The sequence below is a fragment of the Mesorhizobium sp. WSM2561 genome, from assembly GCF_000513915.1.
GTDB classification, from domain to species: Bacteria; Pseudomonadota; Alphaproteobacteria; order Rhizobiales; family Rhizobiaceae; genus Mesorhizobium; species Mesorhizobium muleiense.
This window is the reverse complement of the sequence record NZ_AZUX01000016.1, coordinates 142,103-168,531: the sequence shown is the minus strand read 5'-3', so window position 1 is coordinate 168,531 and position 26,429 is coordinate 142,103. Positions and strand designations below refer to the sequence as shown.

General features: G+C 63.9%; 24 protein-coding genes. 11 read left to right on the top strand and 13 right to left on the bottom strand.

The genetic code is table 11. The features are described from left to right. Positions 1–29: 29 nt before the first annotated feature. Positions 30–1,610, bottom strand: coding sequence for an alkaline phosphatase family protein (locus tag M727_RS0115590; protein ID WP_027153460.1), 1,581 nt, complete (start codon positions 1,608–1,610; stop codon positions 30–32). 234 nt (positions 1,611–1,844) lie between these two features. Here M727_RS0115590 and M727_RS0115585 point away from each other — a divergent pair, with 234 nt between their 5' ends. The 6 genes from M727_RS0115585 (at position 1,845) to M727_RS0115560 (ending at position 7,181) form a co-directional block, all read left to right on the top strand. Continuing rightward, entirely contained in the window at positions 1,845–2,777 is a 933-nt protein-coding gene (locus tag M727_RS0115585; protein ID WP_027153459.1) for a VOC family protein, read from the top strand. Between the two features lie 111 nt (positions 2,778–2,888). Then, on the top strand, positions 2,889–3,524 hold the full coding sequence (locus M727_RS0115580; protein WP_027153458.1) for an alpha/beta hydrolase: 636 nt from the start codon (positions 2,889–2,891) through the stop codon (positions 3,522–3,524). 3 nt (positions 3,525–3,527) lie between these two features. Beyond that, positions 3,528–3,827, top strand: a complete 300-nt coding sequence (locus M727_RS0115575) for a GNAT family N-acetyltransferase (RefSeq protein ID WP_027153457.1) — start codon at positions 3,528–3,530, stop codon at positions 3,825–3,827. A gap of 194 nt (positions 3,828–4,021) precedes the next feature. Further along, a complete protein-coding gene (locus tag M727_RS0115570; RefSeq protein WP_027153456.1) occupies positions 4,022–5,080 on the top strand; it encodes a dipeptidase in 1,059 nt (352 codons plus the stop codon). 132 nt (positions 5,081–5,212) lie between these two features. Further along, positions 5,213–6,499, top strand: a complete 1,287-nt coding sequence (locus tag M727_RS0115565; RefSeq protein ID WP_027153455.1) for a flavin monoamine oxidase family protein — start codon at positions 5,213–5,215, stop codon at positions 6,497–6,499. Between the two features lie 271 nt (positions 6,500–6,770). Then, a complete protein-coding gene (locus M727_RS0115560) occupies positions 6,771–7,181 on the top strand; it encodes a hypothetical protein (RefSeq protein ID WP_023797126.1) in 411 nt (136 codons plus the stop codon). A gap of 129 nt (positions 7,182–7,310) precedes the next feature. On the opposite strand, the gene M727_RS0115555 is transcribed toward M727_RS0115560, so the two are convergent. Beyond that, a complete protein-coding gene (locus M727_RS0115555; RefSeq protein WP_027153454.1) occupies positions 7,311–9,395 on the bottom strand; it encodes a PAS domain S-box protein in 2,085 nt (694 codons plus the stop codon). 57 nt (positions 9,396–9,452) lie between these two features. Beyond that, positions 9,453–10,232 carry a response regulator transcription factor gene (locus tag M727_RS0115550; protein ID WP_063830524.1) on the bottom strand — a complete coding sequence of 260 codons (780 nt, stop codon included), beginning with the start codon at positions 10,230–10,232 and terminating at the stop codon, positions 9,453–9,455. A 47-nt stretch (positions 10,233–10,279) separates the two neighbouring features. On the opposite strand from M727_RS0115550, the gene M727_RS0115545 reads away from it, so the two are divergent. Continuing rightward, positions 10,280–10,966, top strand: coding sequence for a response regulator transcription factor (locus M727_RS0115545; protein WP_023797129.1), 687 nt, complete (start codon positions 10,280–10,282; stop codon positions 10,964–10,966). Positions 10,967–11,005: 39 nt separating this feature from the next. Here the strand turns inward: M727_RS0115545 and M727_RS39965 are convergent, their stop codons facing one another. Further along, the gene (locus tag M727_RS39965) at positions 11,006–11,173 is read right to left on the bottom strand and encodes a hypothetical protein (protein ID WP_023797130.1); all 168 of its coding nucleotides are present in this window, start codon (positions 11,171–11,173) and stop codon (positions 11,006–11,008) included. 661 nt (positions 11,174–11,834) lie between these two features. On the opposite strand from M727_RS39965, the gene M727_RS0115530 reads away from it, so the two are divergent. Further along, positions 11,835–12,308 (top strand): L,D-transpeptidase, encoded by a 474-nt coding sequence (locus tag M727_RS0115530; RefSeq protein ID WP_027153453.1) that lies wholly within the window; start codon positions 11,835–11,837, stop codon positions 12,306–12,308. Between the two features lie 88 nt (positions 12,309–12,396). On the opposite strand, the gene M727_RS0115525 is transcribed toward M727_RS0115530, so the two are convergent. Together M727_RS0115525 and M727_RS0115520 are read right to left on the bottom strand one after the other, a co-directional pair. Beyond that, entirely contained in the window at positions 12,397–15,480 is a 3,084-nt protein-coding gene (locus M727_RS0115525; protein ID WP_027153452.1) for an efflux RND transporter permease subunit, read from the bottom strand. Then, positions 15,477–16,742, bottom strand: coding sequence for an efflux RND transporter periplasmic adaptor subunit (locus tag M727_RS0115520; RefSeq protein WP_027153451.1), 1,266 nt, complete (start codon positions 16,740–16,742; stop codon positions 15,477–15,479). Before M727_RS0115520 ends, M727_RS0115525 begins: the two co-directional genes overlap by 4 nt. A gap of 151 nt (positions 16,743–16,893) precedes the next feature. Between M727_RS0115520 and M727_RS0115515 the strand changes: the two genes are divergently transcribed. Both M727_RS0115515 and M727_RS0115505 read left to right on the top strand, forming a co-directional pair. Next, positions 16,894–17,430 carry a TetR/AcrR family transcriptional regulator gene (locus M727_RS0115515; RefSeq protein WP_027153450.1) on the top strand — a complete coding sequence of 179 codons (537 nt, stop codon included), beginning with the start codon at positions 16,894–16,896 and terminating at the stop codon, positions 17,428–17,430. Between the two features lie 202 nt (positions 17,431–17,632). Beyond that, positions 17,633–18,700 (top strand): ABC transporter ATP-binding protein, encoded by a 1,068-nt coding sequence (locus M727_RS0115505; protein ID WP_027153449.1) that lies wholly within the window; start codon positions 17,633–17,635, stop codon positions 18,698–18,700. 120 nt (positions 18,701–18,820) lie between these two features. On the opposite strand, the gene M727_RS0115500 is transcribed toward M727_RS0115505, so the two are convergent. Beyond that, positions 18,821–20,422: an iron ABC transporter permease gene (locus M727_RS0115500; protein WP_036262333.1), complete on the bottom strand. Its 1,602-nt coding sequence runs from the start codon at positions 20,420–20,422 to the stop codon at positions 18,821–18,823. A gap of 153 nt (positions 20,423–20,575) precedes the next feature. Beyond that, on the bottom strand, positions 20,576–21,550 hold the full coding sequence (locus tag M727_RS0115495) for an ABC transporter substrate-binding protein (protein WP_027153447.1): 975 nt from the start codon (positions 21,548–21,550) through the stop codon (positions 20,576–20,578). Positions 21,551–21,744: 194 nt separating this feature from the next. On the opposite strand from M727_RS0115495, the gene M727_RS0115490 reads away from it, so the two are divergent. Continuing rightward, on the top strand, positions 21,745–22,014 hold the full coding sequence (locus M727_RS0115490; protein WP_027153446.1) for a hypothetical protein: 270 nt from the start codon (positions 21,745–21,747) through the stop codon (positions 22,012–22,014). On the opposite strand, the gene M727_RS0115485 is transcribed toward M727_RS0115490, so the two are convergent. Genes M727_RS0115485 through M727_RS0115465 form a run of 5 tightly spaced genes read right to left on the bottom strand, consistent with a single transcriptional unit; the run spans position 21,989 to position 26,427 of the window. Next, a complete protein-coding gene (locus M727_RS0115485) occupies positions 21,989–22,981 on the bottom strand; it encodes an ROK family protein (protein ID WP_036262320.1) in 993 nt (330 codons plus the stop codon). The two genes, M727_RS0115490 and M727_RS0115485, sit on opposite strands and share 26 nt — an antisense overlap. Next, on the bottom strand, positions 22,981–23,703 hold the full coding sequence (locus tag M727_RS0115480; protein ID WP_027153445.1) for a ribulose-phosphate 3-epimerase: 723 nt from the start codon (positions 23,701–23,703) through the stop codon (positions 22,981–22,983). The genes M727_RS0115485 and M727_RS0115480 overlap by 1 nt, the downstream gene beginning before the upstream one ends. Further along, complete coding sequence (locus M727_RS0115475; protein WP_027153444.1) at positions 23,700–24,533, bottom strand: alpha/beta hydrolase; 834 nt, start codon at positions 24,531–24,533, stop codon at positions 23,700–23,702. Before M727_RS0115475 ends, M727_RS0115480 begins: the two co-directional genes overlap by 4 nt. Beyond that, positions 24,533–25,351: a sugar phosphate isomerase/epimerase gene (locus M727_RS0115470; protein WP_027153443.1), complete on the bottom strand. Its 819-nt coding sequence runs from the start codon at positions 25,349–25,351 to the stop codon at positions 24,533–24,535. The genes M727_RS0115475 and M727_RS0115470 overlap by 1 nt, the downstream gene beginning before the upstream one ends. After that, on the bottom strand, positions 25,351–26,427 hold the full coding sequence (locus tag M727_RS0115465) for a Gfo/Idh/MocA family oxidoreductase (RefSeq protein ID WP_027153442.1): 1,077 nt from the start codon (positions 26,425–26,427) through the stop codon (positions 25,351–25,353). Before M727_RS0115465 ends, M727_RS0115470 begins: the two co-directional genes overlap by 1 nt. Positions 26,428–26,429 lie beyond the last annotated feature (2 nt).

Sequence of the window (26,429 nt, the reverse complement as noted above, 5' to 3'; positions counted from 1 at the left end):
CGCGCCGGCAACCAACGGCGCGGGCCTTTTCATGATGGGAAAGGTGGCAGGCCTGCGACGTGGCCGACCACGCCATCCTCGGTCAGTTCGGCAAGCGCCAGCGACTGATCGAGATGTTCGGCCCGCCAGGCAAGCAGCCTTTCGGCAAGCTCCAGCCTGACCGGCAGATAGGCCGGATCGGCAGCGACATTGCTCAGTTCGTCCTGATCCTTCTCCAGGTCGAACAGCAGCGGCGGCAGGCCGCCGGCGAAATGTACATATTTGAATTGTTTCGTGCGGATGACCGCCAGATTGCACTGGCGCGGACCGATGCCGAAATAGCGCTCGGCATCAGCGTCGGCAACCGAGCGGAAATCGAACTCCCAATGCGCGGCCTCGCGCCAATTGTCCGGCTCCCTGGCATCCAGGAACGGCTTCAGCGATTGTCCGTCGAGATGCGGCGGGAATACCTCGCCAAGCAGATCGAGCAATGTCGGCGCTATGTCGACTGCTTCGGTGAAGCGGTCGACGCTGGCGCCGGCCGCCTTGCGGCGACGCGGGTCGCGGATGATCAGCGGAATATGAAAACTGCCGTCGAAGAAGCCGCCCTTGCCCAGCATGAAATGGTCGCCCATCATCTCGGCATGGTCAGAGGTCAGCACGATGATGGTGTCGTCCCAGGCATCCGCCGCCTTGACCACCTGCCAGATGCGGCCAAGCTGCGCGTCGACTTCCGAGATCATGCCGTAATAGAGCGCGCGGATGCGGCGAAAATTGTCGTCGCCCCAGTCGCGCACCTTGCCCTCGGCGCCGGGACGGAAATTTACCCGCTGCTGCTGGTCAAGTTCATAGGCGAGGTAGGGGTGGCTCTGCGCCTCGGCCTGCCAGCTCGCGGCGCGGCGGAAGGCTGTTCCGTCGGCTGGGTCATACATCTTGTTGTAAGGCTCCGGCACGATGAAGGGCGGATGCGGGCTGAGGAAGGAAAGATGCGCGAACCACGGTGTATCGCCCTCCTGTTCGCCCAGCCAGCGGGCGAATTCGCCGGTCAGGAAGGCGGCTGGGGTCTCGTCCTTCGAGTAGACGGGCGGTGAGGTGGTCACGGCGCCGTCCGTCGTGGCACCAACGATTTCGTCCGCTGGGCGATGGATACCGGGAAAACCGGCGCTGCTATCGATGCCGCGCGCTTTGAGCCATGACAGCCACGGTTTCTGGTGCTCCGGCAGGAGTTGGCGCACGGTGAAGCCGGGCAGGACGCCTTCATAGCTTCTCAGCCGCGGGTCGCCTGGCGCCAGCGTGCGCGGATCGGGCGACACGTCGGTATAGCCGAACAGCGTCGGATCATAGCCGAGACTGCGTGCCGAGAGTGCGATGTTGCCATGGCGGGCGTCGAGCGGCGTGCCGTTGCGGCAGACGCGGTTGTTCATCTGGTAAAGGCCGGTGTAGAGGCAAGCGCGTGCCGGCGAGCAGGGCGCCGCCCCGCCAAAGTGCTGTCGAAACAGCACACCCTCGGCGGCGAGCGCGTCGGCATTCGGCGTTCGCACCACCTTGTGGCCTGCCGCCGACAGGCAGTCGCCGCGCCACTGGTCGCAGGTGATCAGGAGAACATTCGGGCGTCTGTCTTTTTTGACCACTGCTGGTGTCCTTCATCGAAAACCTGCCGCGAATACCTGCCGGTCACGGGAGCCGAATTTTTGTGGCGACACAAGCCTCAGCTGTTCGCTAAAATTGTGAACAAAAGTCGCTTTATTGTTCACTTTTAGAGTACAGTCTATTCTGTGTTTGCGGCCTTTGCCGCCGGCTGGCGGCTCCTCATATTGGCGTGGACCGCGGCATGGGCCGCACAGGACAAGCGAAGGAGCAGCAAAATGCTCGACCAGATCAAGGGTCTGCATCACGTCACCTCGATGGCCAGGGATGCGCGCCAGAACAACGGGTTCTTCACACAAAAGCTCGGCCTGCGCCGGGTCAAGAAAACCGTCAATTTCGACGCGCCGGATGTCTACCATCTCTACTATGCCGACGAGCTCGGCACGCCCGGTTCGGTGATGACCTATTTTCCGTTCCCCAACATCGGCAAGGGCCGCCACGGCGTCGGCGAGGTCGGCACCACGGTCTATTCGGTGCCCGAAGGCACGCTCGCCTATTGGGAAAAGCGTTTTGCCGATGAGGGCGTCGCCGGGCTGTCGCGCGAAGATAGCTTCGGCGACAAGCGCCTTGGCTTCGCCGGTCCCGATGGCGACGGGTTTGCGCTGGTCGAGAACAAGGCCGACACCCGTGCGCCATGGGCGAAGGGCGATGTTCCGTCCGACGAGGCGATTCGCGGCTTTCACTCGGTGTCGCTCAGGCTGAAGGATGGCGGCGCCACGGAGGAGCTGCTGAAATTCATGGGCTATGAGGAAGTCGACACGTCCGGCACTGTAAAAAGGCTGGCGGTGAAGGACGGCAACGGCGCCAACTTCGTCGATATCGAATCGCTGCCGGGCGCCGCTTTTGCCGATCTCGGCGCCGGCTCGGTCCACCACGTCGCCTTCGCTGTCGAAAACCGCGCCAAGCAGCTCGAAGTGCGCAAGGCGCTGACGGACACCGGCTACCAGGTGACGCCGGTGATCGACCGCGGTTATTTCTGGGCGATCTATTTCCGCACGCCGGGCGGCGTGCTGTTCGAAGTCGCTACCAACGAGCCGGGCTTCGACTGCGACGAGGACGCCGCCCATCTCGGCGAGGCGCTGAAGCTGCCGTCGCAGCACCAGCATCTGAGGCCCTATCTCGAGCAACATCTGCAAAAGCTGGAGGACTAAAAGCGCATCGCGTTGACCAGGTTGGGCGACGCGCTTTTAGTTTGGTTTTGTGCATGTCGTCATCGCAAAACCGCTGCGCACTTTTGCGCGACATGCATTAAGGACAAGGCCATGAGCAAGGACGCTTACACCTACAAGACACTGCCGGGTTCGCCTGATGGATCGCTGCTCTTCGTCTTCCACGGCACCGGGGCCGACGAGAACCAGCTTCTGTCGCTCGGGCGTGATCTCGCGCCGCAGGCGACTATCGTTTCGCCGCGCGGCGATGTCTCGGAAGACGGTGCTGCGCGCTTCTTTCTCCGCACCGGCGAGGGCGTCTACGACATGGAAGACCTGGCGCGGGCGACGGACAAGATGATTGGCTTCGTCAAGGCGCATATCGGGGCGCATGTCGAGGCGTCAAAGCCCGCGTCGGTGCTTGGCCTCGGCTATTCCAACGGCGCCAACATCCTGGCCTCGGTGGTGTTCGCGGAGCCCTCTCTGTTCGACGCGGCGGTGCTGATGCATCCGCTGATCCCATTCGAGCCGGAAATCGAGGGAAGTCTCGCCGGCCGCCGCATCCTGGTCACAGCAGGCAGGCGCGATCCGATCTGTCCGCCCAACCTGACGTCGCGGCTAGAAGCCTATTTGCGCGCCGATGGCGCCGATGTCACAGTGGAGTGGCACGACGGCGGCCATGAGGTGCAGTCGAACGAGATCGAGGCGGCGCGGCGGTTCCTGTCCGCTACGCCGGCAGAAGGAGCGTAAGCAATGCCTGACCAATTGCCGGAGGTCGAACTGGAGGATCGCGGTTCCAAGGGCCGTTATCTCCTGCCCGGGCCTGACGGCGCCGAGGCGGAGATGACTTTTACCAAGGTCGGCGAGCACCAGATCATCATCGACCACACCGAAGTGCCGGATGCGTTTCGCGGCCAGGGCGCGGGGCTCAGGCTCGTTACCCGCGCCGTCGAGGACGCGCGCGCGGCGGGCAAGAAGATCATCCCGCTCTGCCCGTTCGCCAACGCCCAGTTCCGACGTCACCAGGAATGGGCCGACGTGCTGAAGCAATAGCGTCGATCCCGGCGCCAGGCCTCGGCGCACGATGACGGTTGAGGCGGGCAGCCACAAGCGCATCGCTTCATTTGCGCAGATTGCCATTCTTACCAGTGGCCAGCCTTAGCCACTGGGTCGTCTTGCCTAGTGGGTATTGCCTTGCCTAAGTAGGTTATTGCCCGCCCGACCAATCGAACCGAAATGATCCCGTGATGACCGAAACCGATCTTGTTCCCGTCTTCGACGGCCACAACGACACGCTGCTCAGGCTCTATCAGTCGAAAGACGCGGATGTCGAAAAGCTGTTCATCGAGGGAACATCGGGTGGCCACATCGACCTGCCGCGTGCGAAACAGGGCGGCTTTGCCGGCGGCATGTTCGCAATCTTTCCGCCGCCGGTCGAGAAATCCAAGCGCAGTGCGGTTCCTCCCGCGCCAAGCGATATCGAGCCCTTGCCGCCCGAAATTCCGCGCGCCGACGCGCTTGCTTCCACCATCGCCATGGCCTCGATCCTGTTCAGGCTGGAACGAGCGTCGGCGCTCACCGTCTGCCGCAGCGCCGGCGATGTGCGAAACGCGATGGCGCAAGGGTCGATCGCAGCGGTGTTCCATATCGAAGGCGTCGAGGCGATCGACCCCGAACTGACCATGCTCGACGTGCTGCATGCGGCCGGCTTGCGCTCGCTCGGCATCGTCTGGAGCCGCCCGAACGCTTTCGGCCATGGCGTGCCGTTCCGTTTCCCGTCGACGCCCGACACCGGACCTGGCCTGACCGATGCCGGCAAGGCGCTGGTCAAGGCCTGCAACCAGCTCGGCATCATGGTCGATCTTTCGCACCTCAACGAGAAGGGGTTTCGCGACGTCGCCGAGATCAGCGACGCACCACTGGTCGCGACCCATTCCAATGTCCATGCGATCTGCGGCCATTCGCGTAACCTCACCGAATGGCAGCTCGGCGCGATCCGCGACTCGGGCGGCATGGTCGGGCTGAATTTCGCGACCGGGTTTTTGCGCGAAGACGGCAGGATGAATGCCGATACCAGTCTCGACGTCATGGTGCGCCATGTCGATTCACTGCTGCAGGCTCTGGGCGAGGACGGCGTCGGGCTCGGGTCCGACTTCGACGGCGCCATGATCCCGGCTGTGGTCGGCGACGTCACCGGCCTGCCGAAGCTGCTCGACGCGTTCGCCGCGCGCGGCTTCAGTCGCGCGCTGATCGAGAAGATCGCCTACCGCAACTGGATAAGCATGCTGGAAAAGACCATTGGCTAAAGCGGGTCGCCCGGCGGAGCAGCCAGCAACCTGCAATTCGATCGAGCGGGGTTTGATGATCTCGACAGGACCGTTGTCTCCGAAGCTCAAGCCGCGGATGATTGAGGGCTTCGAGACCTTCAGGGCCGGCTCTTGAAGCGCCAGACCGTACGAACCGATGTCGCCATCGTCGGCGCCGGCTTTACCGGCCTGTCAGCCGCGCATGAATTGAGCAAGGCCGGCATCAATCTTGCGCTGCTCGAGGCGCGCGGCCGCGTCGGCGGGCGGGTCGAGTCCCAGTGGAACGGGCTTGGCGAGCGGATCGACAGCGGCGGTCAGTTCCTGTGCGAGGACATGCCGGAACTGATGGCCCTGGTGCGAACGCGCGGCAAGACGTTGGTCGAGACCTATACTAAGGGCGAGTTCGTTGCCCAGCCACTGACCGGCGCAAAGCAAATCGAGCGAATCTACCACGCCTCGATGTCGATCCGCGACCGCATGAACGCGATCGCACCGGGCGATCCGACTATCTCCGGCTTGACCGTCGCCGCATGGCTCGAACGCCAGAACGATCCCGGCGAGGCCAAGGCGGCGTTCCGCTCGATGATCGAGGGGCTGTGGTGTCAGGCGCTCGAAAAACTGCCGCTTTGGCACCTCATCGACAATGACCGCCGTATCACCAACGAGGTGTCGGAACTGCAGTATTTCGTGCTCGAAACCATGCAGTCTCTGGCGGATGATCTGGCTGGCGATCTCGGCGACCGCCTGCGATTGAACACGCCGGTCAGAACGATCGACCGCAGACCGGGAGGCGTTCGTCTCGCGTCGACGACGGGCTCGATCACGGCTCGAATAGCGCTGATCGCCATGCCGCCGATGATGGCTTCGAAGCTGGACTTCGCGTCGGCGCTGCCGGCTGCCTTGCAAAAGGCTCTCGGCGTCTGGCAGAGCGGCGCGGTGATCAAAATACAGGTGCGCTATGCCACCGCCTTTTGGCGCGCCAAGGGCTTGAGCGGCATGGTGATGTGGCGCGATCCGCCCGCACTTTTTGCCTGTGACGCCAGCAAGGACGACGGCCACCCCGCGTTGGTCGTCTTTGTCGGCGGGCCGCTTGCCCTCCGCTGGCGGGAACTGGGAGATGCCGCGTTGCGCACCCAGGTTACGGCGCGGCTGCAGCAGGCGCTCGGCACGGATGCAGGCAAGTTCACCGAATTCAGCTATCGCGACTGGACCGATGATCGCTGGAGCGGCGGCGGCTACGCCGATCTCATCATCGATACAAGCGCCACCGAGGCCGAACAAACTATCCTGGCCGGCGCGCCGCCAGTGTATTTTGCATCTTCGGAATTGTCGCCGTCGTTTCCGGGCTATGTCGAAGGCGCAATCGTGGCTGGGCGCATTGCGGCACAGAAAATCCTCAGGGAATTTAATCTGCAGTAATCACCAGCGCCTCATGGTGCAGGCGAGGGCGTCTCAAAGTGGCGACCGGACGTCGCCGGGCCAGAGCGGCGGCGCGATTTGATCCCGTGAACATGCGACTGCACGAAAACAGTTCGGCAACGAACTGCCTCGCCCCTGCGATGACCGGATGTGCCCGCCGAAATCCCGTTTCAAAGCTGTTACACGGTCAGTTTGCGTGCGTCGTTCGTCCGTTACAAGGTGCGACTAAGTTCGTTTCAACAAAAAAAGAAGATCGACGAAGGGAAGCGCGATGTATACGAAAATCCGGACTGCCTGCAATGACCGCCGTCTGCAAGCGCTGAAGGGCAAGGATCGGCGGCCGAAGCTGGCGCTGCGCCAGCGCGCCAACGACCATCCGATGGCGCTGTTCGTGGTGCTGGGCGCCGCCGCGTTCGCCGGCATGGCGTTCGCGCCGACTGTTGGTCCCGCCTTTGCTTCACTGAACCCGCCGGCAAACATCGTCAAGGGCGCGCCGACCACGACCAAGACCGCGCGGCTGCCGATGCCGGAGATCGATTTTGTCTGCAAGGGGCAGGCCTGGGGCGCCGAGAGTGCGGAGTGCCTGCGCGTCATTGCCGAGCAATCCGGCATTCACAAGGCCCGCGCGGTTCGCGTGATCGCCAATGCCGCGCCTCTGACCGATACGCCGAACGTTTTTTGATGCCCGAGCGACCCCTCCAGCGCTCCAGGCAGGCTCCCGCCGCATCCTCGGCCGGGAGTCTTTTTTCTCTGGAAAGCCCTTTGTTGAGCATCGGATTTTTTCAAAAACCGATTTCCACCGTCCGAAGTCCTAGCTGCCCAATGCGGCCTGCTCGGCGATAGCCGACAGCACCCCGCGCACGTCCAGCGTGCTGAACGGCTTTTCCAGGATCTGCGGCCGCTGCGGCGCCGGCAATGCCTCGATTTCGGCTTTCGCGCCGATCAGGTCGCCGGTGACCAGAACGAAGCGCCGCGCCAGATCAGGCTTTTCGGCGAGCAGTTCGCGATAGATCGATATGCCGCTGGTGCCGGGCATGCGCAGATCGGAAAAGACGATGTCCGGCGGCATATGGCCCGACAAGGTCGCGGCGGCTGACGCCCAGGCCGGCACGATCCGCGACTTGATGCCCATCAACTCCAGAATGTCGGACAGCGAGGCGGCGACATCCGGCTCGTCGTCGATGATCAGGGCGTGGCGCAATCCGCTCGAGCGCGACGGGTTTTCGCCGGCGGCGGCCGCGCCGCCGGCGATCGCCGGCAACTGGACGACGAAACGGGCGCCTCTCGGCAGAACTTCCTCGAACCAGACATTGCCATTGTGCCGTTCGATGATCGATTTCGAAATCGACAGGCCGATGCCGGTGCCGACGCCGACCGGCTTGGTGGTGAAATACGATTCGAAGATGCGAGAGCGTATCGCTTCCGGCACGCCCGGCCCGTTGTCCTCGACCGAGAAACAGGGATTGCCGCGATCGCTGCGAAACGTGCGAACCTTGATCAGCCGGTCGCCGCCGATGCCGGCCAGAGCGTGCTGGCTGTTGATGAGGAAGTTGGCGGCCACTTGCGTCACATGGTCGGCGTCGGCCATGGCCAGCAGCGGGCCGCTGGCGAAATCGGTATCGATAATGATGCCGGTCGACCTGGCGCCGTAGGCGGTCACTTCGAGTGCCGCGCGGACCACCTGGTTGAGGTCGGTCTCGGCCTGCGACGCCGGATGCAGGCGGACCATCGAGAGGAAGCTCTTGACGATGCGGCCGCAGCGCTCTGCGGCGGCGCGCACCTTTTCGGCGCGCACCTTGGTCTGCGGGTCTGAAGCGAACTCGTGCAACAAAGTCGATTGGGCGACGACCACGGCAAGCGGGTTGTTGAGTTCGTGTGACACGCCGGCAAGCAGCGAGCCCATCGCCGCCATCTTCTCGTTCTGGTGCAGCTTTTCGCGCTGGCGGCCGATCTCCTCCTCGGCACGCAATTTGTCGCGAAGGTCGCGGATCGAGCCGAAGATCAGGCGGCGGTCGGCGACCCGCATCTCGGTTGCCGTCAATTCGATCGGAAAGACCTCGCCGGCAGCATTCTGGGTGACGGTCTCGATCCGCTGCCCGACCATCGGCGCGCCGCGGCCCGACATGTATTCGGCGCCCGACACATAGCCCTTGCGATAATATTCCGGAACGACGGTGTCGAGCAGGTCCTTGCCGAGGATGTCGCTGCGCTGGTAGCCGAACATCTTTTCGGCGGCCGGATTGAACTCGATGATCGAACCGGTCTCGTCGATGACGATGATCGCGTCGAGCGAGGCCTGCAGCATGGTGCGGCGGATGACTTCGCTGGCGTGGGCATCGGAAAGCGATCGTTCGATGGCGTCGCCGATGGCCAGCGCCACGATGTGCAGCGTTGCCTCTTCCTCGTTGGTCCATTCGCGCTCGTTCACGCAGTCGTTGACCGCCAGCGTGCCCCACAGATGGCCATGCGCAAAGACCGACACCGACAGGAACGACTTGATGTGCTGCTTTTCGAAGTCGGTTCTCAGAAAGCCTTCGAGGTCGCGCGTGTGTCCCGCGAAGATCTTGCCTTGCCGCTCGTCCTCCGCCAACCGTTCCAGCAGTGGGTCCGAATTGACAACCGACTGCATGATCACCGTCGGCGATGCCAGCTCGCCACCATATCGGGGGTCGATCCAGTAGGCCGCCACCGATTGGGCAAAGCCTTGGCCGGGCAGTTCGCGCAGCCGAAACAGGATGCCGCGCTGGCAATCCATGGCCCCGCACAGCGTTTCAAGGATGCTGCCCATCTCGCGCTGCCAGTCGCCAGCTTCGTGAAGCCGGCGAACGATGTGAACAGCGGCCATCGCCGCGCCCTGCCTGACGCCGTGCCTATCGCTGCGTGCTTCAGCCGTCATGGTCAGCCGTCATTTCACAGTCTCGCCACCGAGAGTGGTTACCAGTGGTCGCGCCGCTCAGTTGCCTTCGCCGGTCGGCAGCGAGAAGATATAGCCTTCGCCGCGGACTGTGCGCAGGAATTTCGGATTGGCCGGGTCGGCCTCGATCTTCTTCCTCAGCCGCATGATGCGGATATCGACTGCACGTGAGGATTCAGGATCTTCCGCGAAGCCGATCGCCTCGGAGATCGCCGCACGCGTCAGCAAGCGGTTGGCACGCGTCAGGAAGACCTCCAGCACGTCGAACTCGCTCTTGGCCAGGTCGATGACCGTCCCATTGGTGCCGGTGACGAACCGACCGTCGAGATCGGCATGGAAAGGTCCGAAGCTCATGGAACGGCGGTTGGCAGTTGTTTCGGCCTTGGCGGCCTGCGGCTCGGCCGGCTGCGGCACGCGGCGCAGCACGCTGCGGACCCGAGCCAGCACCTCGCGCAATTCGTAAGGCTTGACGATGTAGTCGTCGGCGCCGAGTTCCAGCCCGACGATGCGGTCTAGCGCGGTGCCGGCGGCAGTGGCATAGATGATGCCGATCGGCGTTTTCGAGCGCATCCAGCGGCCAAGCGACAGGCCGTCCTCGCCCGGCATGGCGATGTCGAGGATGGCCAGGTGAAACGACTGCGTTTCCAGCAAGGTTCGCGCAGCGCTGGCACTCTCGGCCGTAGCGACATCGTAGCCGCTGGCGTCGAGATACTCGGCGACCGCGTCCCTCAGATCCGGCTCGTCCTCGACGACGACAATTCGTGCCCGCACGATGCTCTCGCTCCCACTTTCAGCGGAAAGTAGATTGGGTATAAACATCATGTCCAGCACTCATCTTGGGTTGCCGGGTTGCAGGGTGGAAAAAAATGGCTGCACGATCCATCATCGCGCTTGTTTCCGTCGCCGAAGTGGTCGCAACCGATCTGGCCGACCATCTCGAACGGCGCGGTCATGACGTGCGCGCAGTGCGGCAGCCGTGGGAGGCCGAATCCTTGCTTTCCGGAAACGGCATCGATGTCGTTGTCGTCGGCGACAGCCTCAGCCAGGCGGAAGGGCGTGATCTGCTCAAGCGCCATGGCGGCGAGGGCGGGCCGGATTTCATCCTGATCTGCCGGCCGGCCGATCTCGTCGACAAGGTTCTGGCGCTCGAGCTCGGCGCCGCCGACGTCGTCGAGAGCCCGCTCAACGTCAGGGAACTCGCCGCCCGTATCGGCGGCTTGCTGGCACGGCGCGGCCGGAACGCCGGGGAATTGGTCGTGCTGGAGAACGCGACGGTCGACCTCCGGTCGGCCATGGTCATGCATCGCTCCGGCACGGAAGAACAGTTGTCGCCGGGTCAGGTGGCGCTGCTCAGATTGTTCCTGGCCAGTCCGCGCAAGGTCTTGACGCGCGACGATATCATTGCCGCCGCGCCCGCCGAAAATGCCGATGCCTTCGATCGCTCGATCGATTCGCGCATCGTGCGACTGCGCCGCAAGCTCGACACCGAAACCATCACCACCATACGGGGTGCGGGCTACCGGTTCGATCCGCCGACGCAGTTCGCCGACTGAGGCCGCGGCCCTCACCGTACTGTCCACAGGCCCAGGCGCTCAGCGCACCACGAGAAGCGACGGACCTGACGGCATTTCGCTGGCCGCGACGAATTCGCTGGCATGGGCACGATCCCTGAGAAGCACGGTGGCGAGGCCGGCAAAGCCGAGCAGGCCCTGTGCGTAGAGCAGTGCGGAAAGCACCGAAGCTGCAAATTTCGTGTTCATCGTTTTCGTCCCCCAAATTTGGTTTCAGGTTCGCTTCAGGGAAAACCCCGAAGTGCCCGCGCCGCCATCGGAGCCCCCCGTTGCGGCGCGGGCCTTCGGTCCTCTCGGCTGCAAGTTGCCGGAGGTGCCGCGCATCTTCTTCAGCCCAAAACCGACCCGCCAGAGGGCCTTGAGCCGGTTATGCGCAGGCTGGACACGATCCAGACCGTGGCGAAAACAGTGCGGCATGCAAATCAACACTGCGGCTATGCTTATCCTGAACAGCCAGGAGATCGCGTTAGACTGCATGTTCATCTTCGTTTGTGCCGGCTGTTTTCGTTGGGTCAACTCTGCGGGCGGCCTGTATCCAGATCATGCCGCTCGAGTCCGCGCTTTGTTGCCGATTGGTTTCGAGCCAAGTCAAATTTCTTTCATGTGAGGCAAGACCGCACTTTCCCCGGGAGACGGCAGTACCTTTTCGCGGGTCCGAGCTCGACCAGGCAAACCGTCCTGTCCTTGGTTTCACCCCTGCAAATGCCTCGGATGGGCCTCCGGCCGTTAACCAGAGGAAACAGTTTCGAAACAGAAACGTCGGCCGTGCGAAATCAATTCGAAACGTGACCCAACGACAAGCCAGTCATCGAATTGGAGCCGGGCCATGCCCGGCAGACAGGGGGATATCATGTACACTGCCATTTCCGCCAAGCTCATCAACATCGCCGCCGCCGTCACCGCGGGCACGGTTCTTCTGTTCGGCGCCGGCAACGGCGTTGCCGATGCTGCCAATCGGGCGGCCAATCAGATCGTGGCGCGGATTTCGCTTTCGCAGCAGACGATGGAAGTCCTCGTCGACGGCCGGCCGACCTTCGCGTGGAAAGTCTCGACCGGCGGTAGGGGGCATCTCACCCCGACCGGGTCGTTCAAGCCGACCCGCATGCACCAGATGTGGTATTCGAGGAAATATGACAACGCGCCGATGCCGCATTCGGTCTTCTTCAAGGGTGGCTACGCCGTGCATGCGACCAATTTCGTCAGGCGCCTCGGCCAGCCGGCCTCGCATGGCTGCGTGCGGCTGCATCCGGACAACGCCGCCGACTTCTACCAGCTTGTCGAGATGTTCGGTCCGACCAACACCAGGATCGTCATCGTCAAATGATAAGCAAGACGATCCGCCTTTATAAATACGTTGCGGTCGGACATCACTGCCCAAGAAAAAGGCCGGAAATTTCCGGCCTTTTTCTCAATCAATCGACCGGCACCGGCATCAGCTTCGGGTCCGGCTTCTCGGCGTGATGCGGCAGGTCCTTGCTGGCGAAGAAGGTGTAGAACATCGGCACCACGAACAGGGTGAACATGGTTCCCACCAGAATGCCGGTGAAGATCACCAGGCCCATCGAATAGCGCGCTGCGGCGCCGGCGCCGCTGGAGATGATCAGCGGCACCACGCCGAGCGCCATCGCCGCCGTCGTCATCAGGATCGGTCTTAGCCGCACCCTGGCCGAGGCGACGATCGCATCGCGCCGCCGCATCCCGTGGAGCTCGCGCTGCTGGTTGGCGAATTCGACCAGAAGAATGCCGTGCTTGGTGATCAGGCCAATCAGCGTGATCAGCCCGACCTGCGTGTAGATGTTGAGCGTTCCCAGCCCCAGATTGAGCGGCACGATTGCGCCGAAGATCGACAGCGGCACTGACATCATGATGATCAGCGGATCGCGGAAGCTTTCGAACTGCGCCGCCAGAACCAGATAGATGACGAGAACGGCTGCCGCGAAGGCGATGATGATCGTGTAGCCCTGTTCCTTCTCCTGTCGCGACTGGCCGGTATAGTCGATGAAGAACGTGTCGGGCAGGCTTTCCCTGGCGATATCCTCGATGGTCCTCAGCCCGTCGCCGGTGGTGACGGTTGGCAATGGCAGAGCGGAAATCGTGGCGGAGTTCAATTGGTTGAACTGCTCGATCACGGCCGGCGAGGCGTTGGTCGAGATCTTCACCACCGCCGAGAGCGGCACCATCTCACCCGACGCGCTGCGCACGAAATACTCGGCCAGCTTTTCAGGGTTGTCGCGGAAGTTCTGCGGCACCTGCGGGATGATGTCGTAGCTGTTGGATTCGCGGTCGAACTGCGCCACTTCGGCGCCACCGACCAGGAGGGTCAGCGTCCGGCCGATGTCGGCGATCGGCAGGTTGAGCGCCGCAGCGCGGTCGCGGTCGATCGTCACCGTCACTTGCGGTGCGTCATAGGACATCGAATTCTGCACTGCGAGGAAGCGACCGGAGGCCTGCGCCTTGTTCTTGATGTCCTCGGCGGCCTCGTACACCTGGGAGGCATCGCCGGTCGAGCGCACCACCATCGTCACCGGCAGGCCGCCGCCGGAGCCGGGCAGCGTCGGCGGGGCGAAGACGAAAGCCTCGACGCCCGCCACCTTGGCAAGGCGGGCGGTGATGTCTTCCTGAAGTTCCTTCGAGCTGCGCTCGCGCTCGGCCCAATCCTTGAATGCGAAGCCGACGAAGGCGTTGTTCGTCGGGCCCTGGAAGGCAACGGCGGAGAACCGAGCCCTGGTTTCGGGGATATCATTCATCAGCCCGAGAATCTGGTTCACATAGGTCTCGGTGTAGTCCGACGTCGCATAGCGCGGCGCATTCACAATAGACAGCAAGAAGCCCTGGTCTTCTTCCGGCGCCAGTTCGCTCGCGGTCTTGGTGAACATGAAGGCGGTCGTGGCGACCAGTGCGATGACGATCATCAGCGTCACCGGGCGATATTTCAACGAGCCGCTGACCAGCCGCTCATAGATGTTTTCGACGCGCCCGAACGTGTTGTCGACAATACGCTGGAAGCGGCTGTGCGAGCCGGGCCTGAGGATGCGTGCCGACATCATCGGCGTGACGGTGAGGGCAACGACACCCGAAAGCACCACCGAGCCGGCAAGCGTCACCGCGAATTCGCGAAACAGTGCGCCGGTCAGGCCGCCGGTGAAGGCCAGCGGCGCGAACACGGCGGCCAGCGTTATCGTCATAGCGATGACGGCGGACGAGATCTCCCGCATGCCGTTGAAGGCCGCCTGCATCGGCGATAAACCGTCTTCCTCCATGTGGCGGTGAATGTTTTCCACCACCACGATGGCATCGTCGACGACGAGGCCGATCGCCAGGACCATAGCCAGCAACGACAAAAGGTTGATCGAATAGCCCAGCGAAAACAGCAGGAAGCAGACGCCGATCAGCGACAGCGGAATGGTCACGATCGGCATCAGCACCGAGCGGAACGAGCCGAGGAAGAGCAGGATGACGACGATGACGATGATGACTGCCTCGCCGATGGTCTTGAACACCTCCTCGATCGATGCGCTGATCTGTTCGGTCGAATCGTAGACGATCTCGATCGTCATGCCTTGCGGCAGCGTCTCCTGGATCGTCGGCACGATGTCGTGGATCGCCTCCGCTGTCGTCAGCGGATTGGCGGCCGGCGTCGGGAAGATGGCGAGAAAGATGCCGGGCTTGCCGTTGAAAGTAACCCTGGTGTCGGTGCTCGCCGCGGCGAGATCGACGCGCGCCACGTCACGCAGCCGCACCACATTGCCGTCTGTCGAACGAAGCGGAAGAGCGGCGAAAGCCTCCGGCGTCTGCAGCGTCGAGCGGACGGTGATCGAGGAGGCGACGTATTCGTTTTCGGTATTGCCGGGTGCTGACAGGAAATTCGATGCGTTGATGGCGGCCAGCACGTCCGACGCCGTCACGCCGCGCGCCGCCAGTTTGATCGGATCGATCCAGACGCGCATCGAATATTCGGCGGCCCCGAAGATCTGCACGTCGGCGACACCCTCGACCGTCGACATGCGCGGCCGCACGACGCGCTCGATATATTCGGTGAGCTGTTCCGGCGTCATGTTCGGGTTCTGCATCGAGATATACATCATCGCGAACTGCTCGCCGGTGCCCTTGACGATCACCGGGTCTTCGGACTCGTCCGGCAGGTCGCCGCGCACGCTTTGTACCTTCGACAAGACTTCGTTCAGCGCGACGTCGGGGTTGGAGCCGAGTTTCATCTGCACCGTCACGGTGCTTGAGGACGGCCGGCTCGCCGACGTGACGTAATCGATGTTTTCGGTCGAAGCGACGGCACGGGCGATCGGCGCGGAAATGAACCCCTGGATCAGGTCGGCGCTGGCGCCGGGATAGGCCGTCGTGATCGTGATGGCCGTTTCTTCGACTTCCGGATACTGCCGGATCGAGAGGCTGAAGATGCCCTGGAACCCCAGAAGCAGGATCATCAAGGCGAGCACGGTCGAAAGGACCGGACGGCGAATGAAGATGTCGGAGAAGCTCATTTCTGGGCTGCCTGCTGGTTTGCCGGCTTGGTCGGATCGATGGTGTTGTCGACGGCAACGGACATGCCGTTGGAAAGGCGGTTCTGGCCGGCGGTAACGACTTCGTCGCCGGGCGCGATGCCTTCCAGGATCTCAACCAGGCCGGCATTACGGCGGCCTGGCTTGACGAACACCTGGGCAAGCACGAGCTGCGGCTTCTGTTCTTCCGCCGTCGGTCCGGCCGGCGCAGCAGCCGATTGTTCCTCGGGTTTTGCCGCGGGCGCTTCAGTCGCGGGCTTCGCACTATCCGTGGCCGGCTTTTCTTCCGCGTTGGCCGCGGCGGCAGGGGCGGCGCCATTGGCCGCGGCTGGCTTCGCCGGACGCACCACAAAGACGAAGTCACCGTAGAGGCTGGAGGTCAGCGCGGTCTGCGGCACCGTCAGCACGTTGTTTTCCTCGGGCAGTTCGACGCGCACCTGCACGAACTGGCCAGGGGTCAGCTTGGCTTCGGGGTTGGCGACCTCGGCCCTGACCGTCACCAGCCGGCTGGCCGGGTCGATCTTCGGGTCGATACCGCGAATAGTGCCGGTGAACGGCAACTCGCCGTCACCAACGCCCAGCCGCACCTTCTGGCCGATCTTGAGCAGCGGAAGCTGCTGTTCGGGAACCGAGAAATCGGCCCGCATCGTCTCCAGATCCTGCAGGGTCGCTACGGAAGTGCCGGGTGTGAGATACTGGCCGAGGTCAATCCTGGGGATACCCACCGTGCCGCTGAAGGGCGCGGTCAGCAGCTTCTGCTCGAGCACCGCCTGCAGCCTGTTGACCTGCGAAGTGGAAGCCGATGCGGCTGCCCGCGCCGAGTCGAGCGTCGATTCCGAGCCGACACCGCGTCTCTGCAGTTCAAGGGCGCGTGTCAACGCCGTCTGGTCGAGCGCTGCTTGCGCCTTCGTCGCCTCGAGATCGGCGCGCTCGGCGGCATCGTCGAGCTGAAGGAGACCCGCGTTGGCTTCAACCTTCTGATTGGCGTGAAACAGGATATCCTTGACGATGCCGGCGGCTTCGACGGCCAGGTCGACGCCGCGGACCGCACTGACAGTGCCGATCGCCTCGACGCCCGGCGTCCATTCCGTCGGCTTGACGATCATCGTCGACACCGTCGCGGCCGGCGGCTTCATCGTGGCGAAGAACTGCTGCATTGCATTGTCGCGGAACAAGTTGAAGCCGACGATGCCGCCGCAGACCAGCACGAGCAGAATGAACGCGATGATGAAGCGCTTGATCACGAGCAGTCCCCTTGGCCATGGCCCGGCACAACAGTCGGATGAGCCAAACACATAGCTGTGACTGGTCCCGATATCAAATGACGGCGACTTTACTGTACCGTCTGGACGGTCTTGTCAATTCCGCGTAGGCTAATGTATGGGGGAACGATTGATGAAGGCCCGAAGAACGAATTCGCGTGATAAAATTCTCGCCGCCGCCGCTGATGTGGCACGTGAGACGGGGCCGGGCAGCCTGTCGCTGGACGCCGTCGCCGGCCGGGCCGGGGTGTCGAAAGGCGGCTTGTTGTACAATTTCCCGACCAAGGCGAAACTGATGCAGGCGCTGGTTGAGGATTATCTGCGCGCCTTCGAGCAGGCGCTGGACGCCGCCCGCACTGCCGGCGTCAGCGGCGAGAGCCCGCTTGCGACCTACATCAAGCTTTCGGCCGAACATGCCGCGGAATCGAAACCGTCAGCTTCCTGGATTTTTTCGGCGATCGCCGAGGATCCCGATTTCCTGACGCCGATAAAAGCGTTCAGGCGGCAGGTTTTCGAGCGGCTCAAGGGAGAGACGCCGGACCTCAAGGCGCTGCTGGTCTGCTACCTCGCCATCGAAGGACTTCGCAGCATGAATCTCTTCGATTCGGATGTTCTTTCGGTCGACGAACGCCGGTTGCTGATATCGTCCTTGTTGGAGATTGCGGGATAGGTTGCCGCGCAGGCCGGCGACACATCCCATTTCTCCCGACATTGATGCCTGCCTGTCACCGCCGCTGCGTTACGGAAAACCTGATCTCGCGGGCCGGCTGCATCATTGTCATGGCCAGATTTCCAACGTATTGGCCGCCGGGTGCCGCAACGGCCGCGCGAGCGATCGGGCGCATGACGGAAGCTAAGACGATTGGTGAAGCATGAGCGAAATCAGGGTGGAGCGTCTCACCAAGCGGTTCAACGAAACCGCCGCGCTGAACGCCGTTTCGCTCGACTTTGCGGCGGGCTCCTTCACAGCGCTGCTCGGCCCGTCCGGTTGCGGCAAGACCACGATGCTGAGGCTTATCGCCGGCTTCGAGGCGCCCAGCGAAGGTCGCGTGCTGTTTGGTGACGAATTGATGGCCGATCCGCAGCGGCAGGTGCCGCCGGAAGCGCGCGGCGTTGGTGTCGTCTTCCAGTCCTATGCGCTTTGGCCGCATATGGATGTCGGCGAAAACGTCGCCTATCCCCTGAAGGCCCGGCATGTCAAACGGAGCGAGATTGCGAGCCGTGTCGGCGCGGTTCTCGATGTCGTCGGGCTCAACGGATTTGAAAGCCGCCGTATCGAGGAACTGTCCGGCGGCCAGCGCCAGCGCGTGGCGCTGGCGCGCTGCCTCGTTGCCGACGCCAAAGTTATCCTGTTCGACGAACCGCTCGCCAATCTCGACATGCATTTGCGCTCGTCGATGGTCGACGCGTTTCGCGACATCCATCGCCGCACCGGCGCCACCATCGTCTACGTCACCCACGACCAGGCCGAGGCCCTGGCGCTGGCCGACCGCGTCGCCATCATGAGCCAAGGCAAGGTGCTGCAGGCGGCGGCGCCTCAGGAGGTTTATCGCGCGCCGGCCAATGCCACTGTTGCCGGCTTCGTTGGGCGAGGATCCATTGTTTCGGGCTTCGTGGTCGATCAGGCCGTAGGGACCGCGACGGTCGACGTAGCAGGGCATCGCTTCCCAGTACGAACCGCCGGAAGCCCGGCAGGAGCGGTCAAGGTGTTGCTGAGGCCGGAAGCGCTGCGGATTTCACCTGAGGGCATGCAGGCGGCGGTGCTCGACAGCATTTTTCGCGGCCCGGTCCATGAGGTGCGGCTGGCCTTGCCGATGGCGGGGCGGGGGCCAGGACAGGACCCGGGGCAGGAACTGCTGATCGACAGCACCGAGGCAGTTGCAGTCGGCCAGAGAGTGCATTTGACCGTCTCGGACGCCTGGATCATTCCAGGCGCCTGAACCAAGCGCGTCGCGGGATCATGCGACGCGCTTTAAGTCGCTGTTTTATGCATGTCGTTGTCCCAAAACCGCTGCGCACCCTTGGTTCAAGCCCGAGGGCATGATTTTGGGCGACATGCATTACCGCCAGGGCAAGACGCCGGCCGGAAGCCGCCGCCCGAACCGGTCGAGCACAAGCAGCAGGACGACGACGACGACAATCGTGGAAACGGCGATCGCGGCGGCCTGCGTTCCCAGACCGGCCTCTTCGAGGCTGAACAGCACCACGCCCAACGTCTCGTTGCCGCTCGACCAGAGCAAGGCGGAGACCGTCAGCTCGTTGAACGCGCTCATGAAGACGAGCAGTCCGCCCGCCACTGCCGCGGGTGCTGCGAGCGGCGCGGTTATGGATGCCAGCCGGCGAAGGGAGCCGGCTCCCGACACTGCCGCTGCCTCGTCGAGATCGCGTGAAATCTGGCCAACCGCGGTCGCCACCGGTTTCAAGGCGAGCGTGAAAAACCGCATCACATAGGCGACCACGATAATCGAGGCCGTTGCATAGAGGCTGCCGACTAGCGGCAGCGGGCGCAGGAACAACAGGATGCAGGCAATGGCCAGCACGACGCCGGGAACCGCATAGGGCAGGTCGACGATGCCACCGAGCAGACGCTGCCAACGCCGGCCGAGCCGTTCGAGGATGGCGGTCACCGGTATGACGCCGATGGCGAGGATCAGTGCCGCGCTGCCGGCAAACAGAAGGGAATTGCGGAAGGCACGGACGGTTGACGCCTGGCGGACCAGAACCTCGGCGTAGTTGGACGCGGTCATCGTCTGCCAGCCCAGCGGCACACCGAAGGACGGCACGAGCGACGTTGCCAGCAGCGCGCAAGCCGGAAGCACAAGGATGAAACCGATCACCAGCCAACCGAGGCCGGCCAGCAACAGGCGGTAGCGCCCGAGCTCGAAACGCGCCGGCGTGCCTGACGTAAAGCGGTGAGCGGCGCCACGCAGGGCCAGCGACTGGCAAGCAACACCGGCCAGCGCCAGTGCCCCGACCAGTACCGACAGCGCCGTGATCTGCGGCAGGACACCGGGCCCGAAGCTCGACAGGTCCTGATAGATCAGCGTTGGCAGCGTCAGATAGTTGACGGGCATTCCGAGCAAAGCGGGAATGCCGAAATTGCCGACGCCCGAAACGAAGGCCAGTGCCGCCGCAGCCACGATATACGGACGCACGACCGGCAGCACGATGGTCCACAGCACCGATAGCGGCCTGGCGCCGGAGGCCCTCGCCGCCTCGACGAGATCGCGGGGGATCCGCGCAAGTCCGGCCCGCAGCGTGATGAAGACGATCGGTGCATGCTGGACGGCGTAAAGCAGGATGATGCCGTTGCGGCCAAGCATTGGGTTGGGTGTTCCCGGCGGCGGCGCCATACCGACCATGCCGAGAAGCGTGCTGGACGGGCCAAACAGATGCAGCCACGACAACGCGGTAACCTGTGGCGCGATCATCAGCGGCAGCAAAAGCAGGAAGCCAAGCGGCTTTCGTCCCGGCAGATCGGTCATCGTGATGGCGACGGCAAAGGGGCTGCCGAGGCAGATCGCCAACGCGGCGCCAAAGAAAGCAGTATCCAGCGTATGCCACATCGCCCGCAAGGCGGCGGGCTTGGCCAAACGGTCGGCGAATGCGCCGAAATCGAGTTCGCCGCCCGGCGCGACGGCTGCGACGAGAAGCCTGACCATCGGCAGCAGACTGAGCAGAGCGATGACCAGCAGGACGGCGAGCGCCGACGCGCGAAACCCTGATGTGGCCCGTACGCCGGGCCGGAGCCGAGCCGACGCGGACCGCCCGGCGAGGATATCCGGCGCGGACGACACCACTGGGTAACGGGCTGGCTACTGGCTCATCACGGCGCCGAACTTTTCCTTATTGGCGGCGTCGTTGGCGAGTGCCGCGGCCGCATCGTAACCCAGCACCTTGATCGACGAGCGGTCGGGATAGCCGGCCGGCAAGGCAATATCGGCGCGCGCCGGGATGTAGCCCATTTTTGCGGCGGCCTGCTGTCCGTTCTTGGACAGCAGGAAATCGACGAAGGCCTTGGCGGCGTCGGCGTTCTTGGCCGTGGACAGGATGGCGACCGGCTCGGTGACGGCCGAGACACCTTCCCTGGGGAATACGAACTCGACGGGCGCACCTTTGGCCTTCTCGCGAATGGGCATGTAGTCGACGATCATGCCGAACAGCTTGTCGCCGCCGCTGACGGCTTTCAGCACGTCGCCATTGCCGCCGCTTGCCTGAGCCCCGTTCCTGGCGAGCGCGTCATAATAGTCCCAGCCTTGCGGCAGGTTGCCGGTCAGCGTCACGGTGTGGATCATTGCAGCACCCGAGGTCAGCGGGCTGGGCATTGCGACAAGACCCTTCGCCTCCGGCCTGGTGAGATCTTCCCAACTCGCCGGCACGAAGGGCGCCTTGGTGTTGTAGACGATGCCGGTGGTGATCAGCTTGGTCGAGAAATAGGTCTTGTCCTTGTCGTAGAGCGCAGCCTCGATGCCGGAGACATCAGCCTCGGCATAGGCGAGCAGCCGGCCTTCTTTCTTCAGCCCTTCCATGGTCACGACGTCGGCGATCAGAAGCACATCCGCCTGCGGCTGGCCGGCTTCGATTTCGGCACGCAGCTTGGCCAGGATCTTCGGCGTTCCATCGCGCACCCATTCGACCTTGACTGCGGGGTATTTCGCCATGAAGGCATCGACGGTCTGCTGGGCGTCGGTGTTGGGCTGGCTGGTGTAGACGACCAGCTTGCCGTCGGCAGCCGAAGCGCCTGCGATGGCGGATGCCAAAAGCATGGCAGCGAGAATGATCTTGCGCATGGAAAACCCCACTTCGTGTGAAGAGACGGATCCGGCTCGGCGCCGGATACGAGAACGCTCTCCCTATCGCTGCAGGATAAACCTATTGTGACAGGTCATATGGTTGAGCTGGTCTGGCCAGGGTGAGGGAACTTTTGTCCGCCTCGCGATTTTGCATGTATGGTGAGAAGCCGAACCGTCAGAAGGGATTGCCGATGACAACAAAACGCTTTGCGATCCTTGCTCTCGTTTTCGCGACGGGCTGCAGCGTGTCCGCTTCGGCCCTCGCAGGAAATCGCGACCAACGGGCTGATCCCGAGCGCTACGTTCCCGCCGAAGGCAACATCATCGACATTCTGTTCGGCGGCCCGCGCTACTATGACCAGCAGTTGTTCACGACAGCCGCAGGAGCCTGCTCCTACCACAGGGTCGGGCCCGACGCGAACGCGTTGAACAAGATCAACGATCACCATTGCGGGAAGTAGACGGCAATGGCGCGCCCGGTTCGCCTTCCCACAGAATCAGGCTGGCCGCGCCGATCAGTCCTGCGCGGTCGCCAAGCTGCGCCGGCACGACCGGCACATCCCGGTAGGCTGGCATCGCCCGCTGCTCGACGGTTGCCCTGATGGTTGGAGCCAGCAGGTCGAAACCGTTGGCGAGGCCACCGCCCATGACGATCAGGTCCGGCGAGTAGAGATGAAGCAGGTTGGTGAAGCCGATGCCGAGCCATCTGGCCTCCACCTCGATCAACTCGAGCGCGCTGATATCGCCGGCACGTGCGGCCTCGACGACGTGCCTGGCCGAAACGTCGCCGTTGGCCGAAAGGCGCCTGAGCAGGGAGCCGTCGCCCGGCGCGGTCAGTGCCGTGGCACGCCGCCCGAGCGCGGTTCCGGAGGCGACCGCCTCGAAACAGCCGACGGCGCCGCAGAAGCAGCGGTCGCCCTCGCCGGTGATGGTCATGTGGCCGATCTCGGCCGCCAGCCCGCGCCGGCCGTGATAGATGTGGCCGTCGGCGACGACCCCGCCGCCGATGCCGGTCGACACGGTGACGAACACCAGGGAGTCGCTGCCTCGGCCGGCGCCGAAGCGCCATTCGCCAAGGGCGGCCGCGTTAGCGTCGTTTTCCAGCCGCACCGGCAGGCCGAAATGCTTGCCAAGAATGTCGATCAACGGCACGTCGTGCCAGCCGGCCAGCGTCGGCGGCGCGATCACGATACCGGCCTTGGGATCGAGCGGTCCCGGCGCGCCGATGCCGATCCCGGCGACATCCGCCTGTGGGCGCTGTGTCAGAAGAGCCCCGGCCAGTGCGATGATCTGGCCGATCACCGCATCCGATCCCGCGATCGCCATCGTCGGCGCCGAGACCTGCGCGACAACGCCGCCGTCGCTCTCGACCAGCGCGCCGCGCAGCTCCGTTCCGCCGAGATCGAAGGCGAGGGCCAGTCTTGCCATCAGGCGGCGACCCTCAATCCATGCAGCCAGGCCATGCGCTGCGCAAGGTCGGGGTCGCCGAACGCCAGCGATCCGAGCACCACCGTCTCGGCGCCAGAGGCGCGCAGGCGCGGCACCGTCTCGTGGCGGATGCCGCCGTCGGCAGCCAGGATGATGTCGGTCTCGCGACCGGCTTTTCTCATCAGTGCGCGCGCTTCGATCAAACGTGGGCAGGCCCGCTCGGAAAGGCTCTGGCCCTTGACGCCGATGGATGTGCCGAGAAGCGTCACAAACGCCACTTGCGACAGGAAAGGCGTGACCGCGGCCACCGGCGTTTCCAGCCTGAGCACCACGCCGGCCTCGGCGCCGAGCGCATGCGCCAGCCGCACGGCGCGCAGGCCGGCTTCGCCGTTTTCGGCGTGGACACTGACCAGGTCGGCACCGGCCTCGATGAACTGGCGCGCCTGCTCCTCGACGATCTCCGCTTCGACCATCAGGTGAACATGGATCGGTTTTGCCGTCAGCCCGGCGATCCGCGCCACCAGATCCGGGAAGAACAGGAAGCCGGGGGTGAAGCGGGCGTCTGCGACGTCGATGTGGTGGAGGTCGACATAGGGTTCTATGCGCTTCAGGTCGCGCTCCATATTGGCAAGATCGGCCGACCACAAGGAAAATTCGCCGAGCAGCCGGCTGCGCGGCAGGGCGGCGATGGCGTCGGGACCGGACAAGGATTTGGTCGTCATGACGGAACGAGGCTCCGGAAATTCGAGTAGGTAAGAAGGAAGGTCGTGATCTCAGCCTGCAGCTCGGCGAAATGCCTGACGCTGTCGAGCGCCTTGGGATGGATTTCGGCAAAGGTCGCGCCGGGAATGGCTGCGGCGAGCTTTAGGGCCGCCGAGAGCGGATGCACCGTATCCATGGCATTGCCGATGACCAGCGTGGCAATGCCAAGCACCGCCGCGTCACTCGCCGAAACGCCCGGGCCGTCGGCGGCAATGTCGGCGAGGACCTGCGCGAATGGCGCGGCGTCCGGCCGGTCGAAATAGCCGATCAGCGAGGCAAGGTTGTCGGGTGCTTCACGCTGCAGGCGCGCGGCAGTTTCCGATTGCGCGAAGATCGACCTCGCCTTGTCGGGGCCGTGGTCCAGGATAAGCCTGGCAACCTCGGCGATCGGCAGCAGGTTCACCGGCGCGTCGTCGAAAATCCAGGCCGGCCGCACCAGGAGAAGACCCGCGACGCGGTCCGGATGACGGCACGCCAGGCGCATGGCGATCGCGGCGCCCATGGAAATACCGGCGGCGACGAAACGATCGAGACCGGCCTGATCGGCGGCGGCAACAACATCGTCCGCGAACATGCTCAGGGAAAAAGGCCGGCGGCTGCCCAGTCCGGAGGCGCCGTGTCCGCGGCATTCCAGCGTGATGCGCCGCAAGCCTGGCCCGGAAGGGAAGGCCTGGGCGACCTGCGCGTCGCCACCGCCCAGCCCATGCTGAAAGATGACCGCAAGCCCGTCGCCATGGTCGAAGACTTGCAGCGCGGCGTCATCGCGAAGCAGCGTGGCCAGGCGCGCCATCACACCAGCCCTTTGAGGAAGCGGGCAACGCTGGGTGCCTGTTCGGCCGAGAGGCCATGCGTGACCAGCGGCCCATCAAAGCCCGATGCTTTCAGCCTGGCGACGAAATCCGCAAAGTCGACGACACCCCGGCCGGCCGTCGTGAAGCGGCCGTCAGCGAAACGGTCCTTGGCATGCGCCATGGCGACGTGGCCCGCAGTGCGTTCGACGGCGGCGGCGACGATGGCGCGTGCTTCGGCCGAGCTCGCCTGCTCGAACAGGTTGGCCGGATCGAGCACGATGCGCAGCCGTGTCGACCCCATCTCGGCGATGAGGCGCATCGCGTCCGACGCGGAGGTGACGATGTTGGCCTGTTCGGGCTCGATGCCGAGATCGACGCCGTGGCGCTCCGCGAGCTGCAACGCCTTTTCCATCTCGCTCGCCATGTCGTCCCATGCCGAGGGCTCGGTATTGTCGGGATGATATGCCCACTGATCGTCCGCGTTGCGCGTTCCCGTGCACAAGGTGACCAGCGGAACGGAAAGCTCTGCCGCGGTCTTGATGACCACGCCAAGCCGACGCAGGCCGTCGTCGCGCACAGCTTTGGCGGGATGGGCCATGTTGTAGGTTCCCGAGAGCGCTGCAAGGACGACACCGCAAGCATTCGATGCGGCCGCGATGGCATCAATGGCGTCTTTTTGCACCGCATCCGGCATCGACGGCAGCCCGGCGCAGGCAAGGTTGAACTGGGTGACGGCAAATCCCGCGTCGCGGACCGCTGCCAGCACGCCAGCCGGCTCGCTGCCCGGGAAGGTCTTGGCGAACACCCCGATCTGCATCAGACCGCTCCCGTTACGGAAGCGACCTCGACGCGATCACCGGTTTCGACCGAACGGGCGATCGCCACCATGGCGCGGATCGAGGCAAGTCCGTCCTCGACGTTGGCGCCGCGCATCGGCTTGCCGTCAAGGATTGTCTCGGCGAGGCCTTCGAGCTGGCGCCTGAAGAAATGCCCGTCGGCGCCGAGCGGCCTTCGCGACGTTGCATCCTTCTCGTGAAAGATATCGACCTCACTCGCCCGGAAATACCAGGGATTGAAGGTCTTCGCGATCACCGAGCCGTGTTCGCCATAGAGCTGAAAACCCTCGTGCCAGTCCATGCGGACGGCCACGGTGAGGTCAAGATGGCCGAGTGCGCCGTTGGCGAACTCGGTTTCGACGAACCAGCAATAGGCGCCGAAACGTTGGTTGAGGCGGGCGCGCACGGCAACGATCTCGCCGCACAGGAAGCGCGCGGTGTCGACGAGGTGCGAGCCGTGCGCGAGCATGAAATACTGCCTGAGATCGGCCTTCGGATTGCCGCCCGGCTTGCGCGCCAGCTTGCTGGTGACCGGCAGCGGCTGGACCGCGTCGGTGTTGGTGTAGCGGTGAGTGGAATCGCAATACCAGGCTTTTAGCGCCAAGATCTCGCCGATCTCGTCGCGGACGAAATCGCGCGCTGCTTCCAGTGCCGGGTCGAAGCGCTTCATATGGCCGACTTGCAGCACCTTGCCGGAGCGCCGGACCGCATCGGCGAGCATCTCGCCTTCCTCGACCGAGACGCCGATCGGCTTTTCACACAGCACGTGCTTGCCGGCCTCGAGCGCCTTGATCGACATCGGCACGTGATAGGCGTCGGAGGTCGCCACGATCACCGCTTCCAGTTGCGGGTCGGCGAGCATCTCATCGTAATCGCCATAGATTTTTTCGGGTTCATAGGTCGCGCCCATGCGCGCCAGAAGATCGGGGGCGGCATCGCAGATCGCATAGAGGTCGGCGTTGCCGGCCTTCACGCAGGATTCGAGATGGGCGAATTGGGCGATCGGCCCGCAGCCGAGCACGCCGACACGAAGGCGACGGTCTTGCTTCCGGATCATGG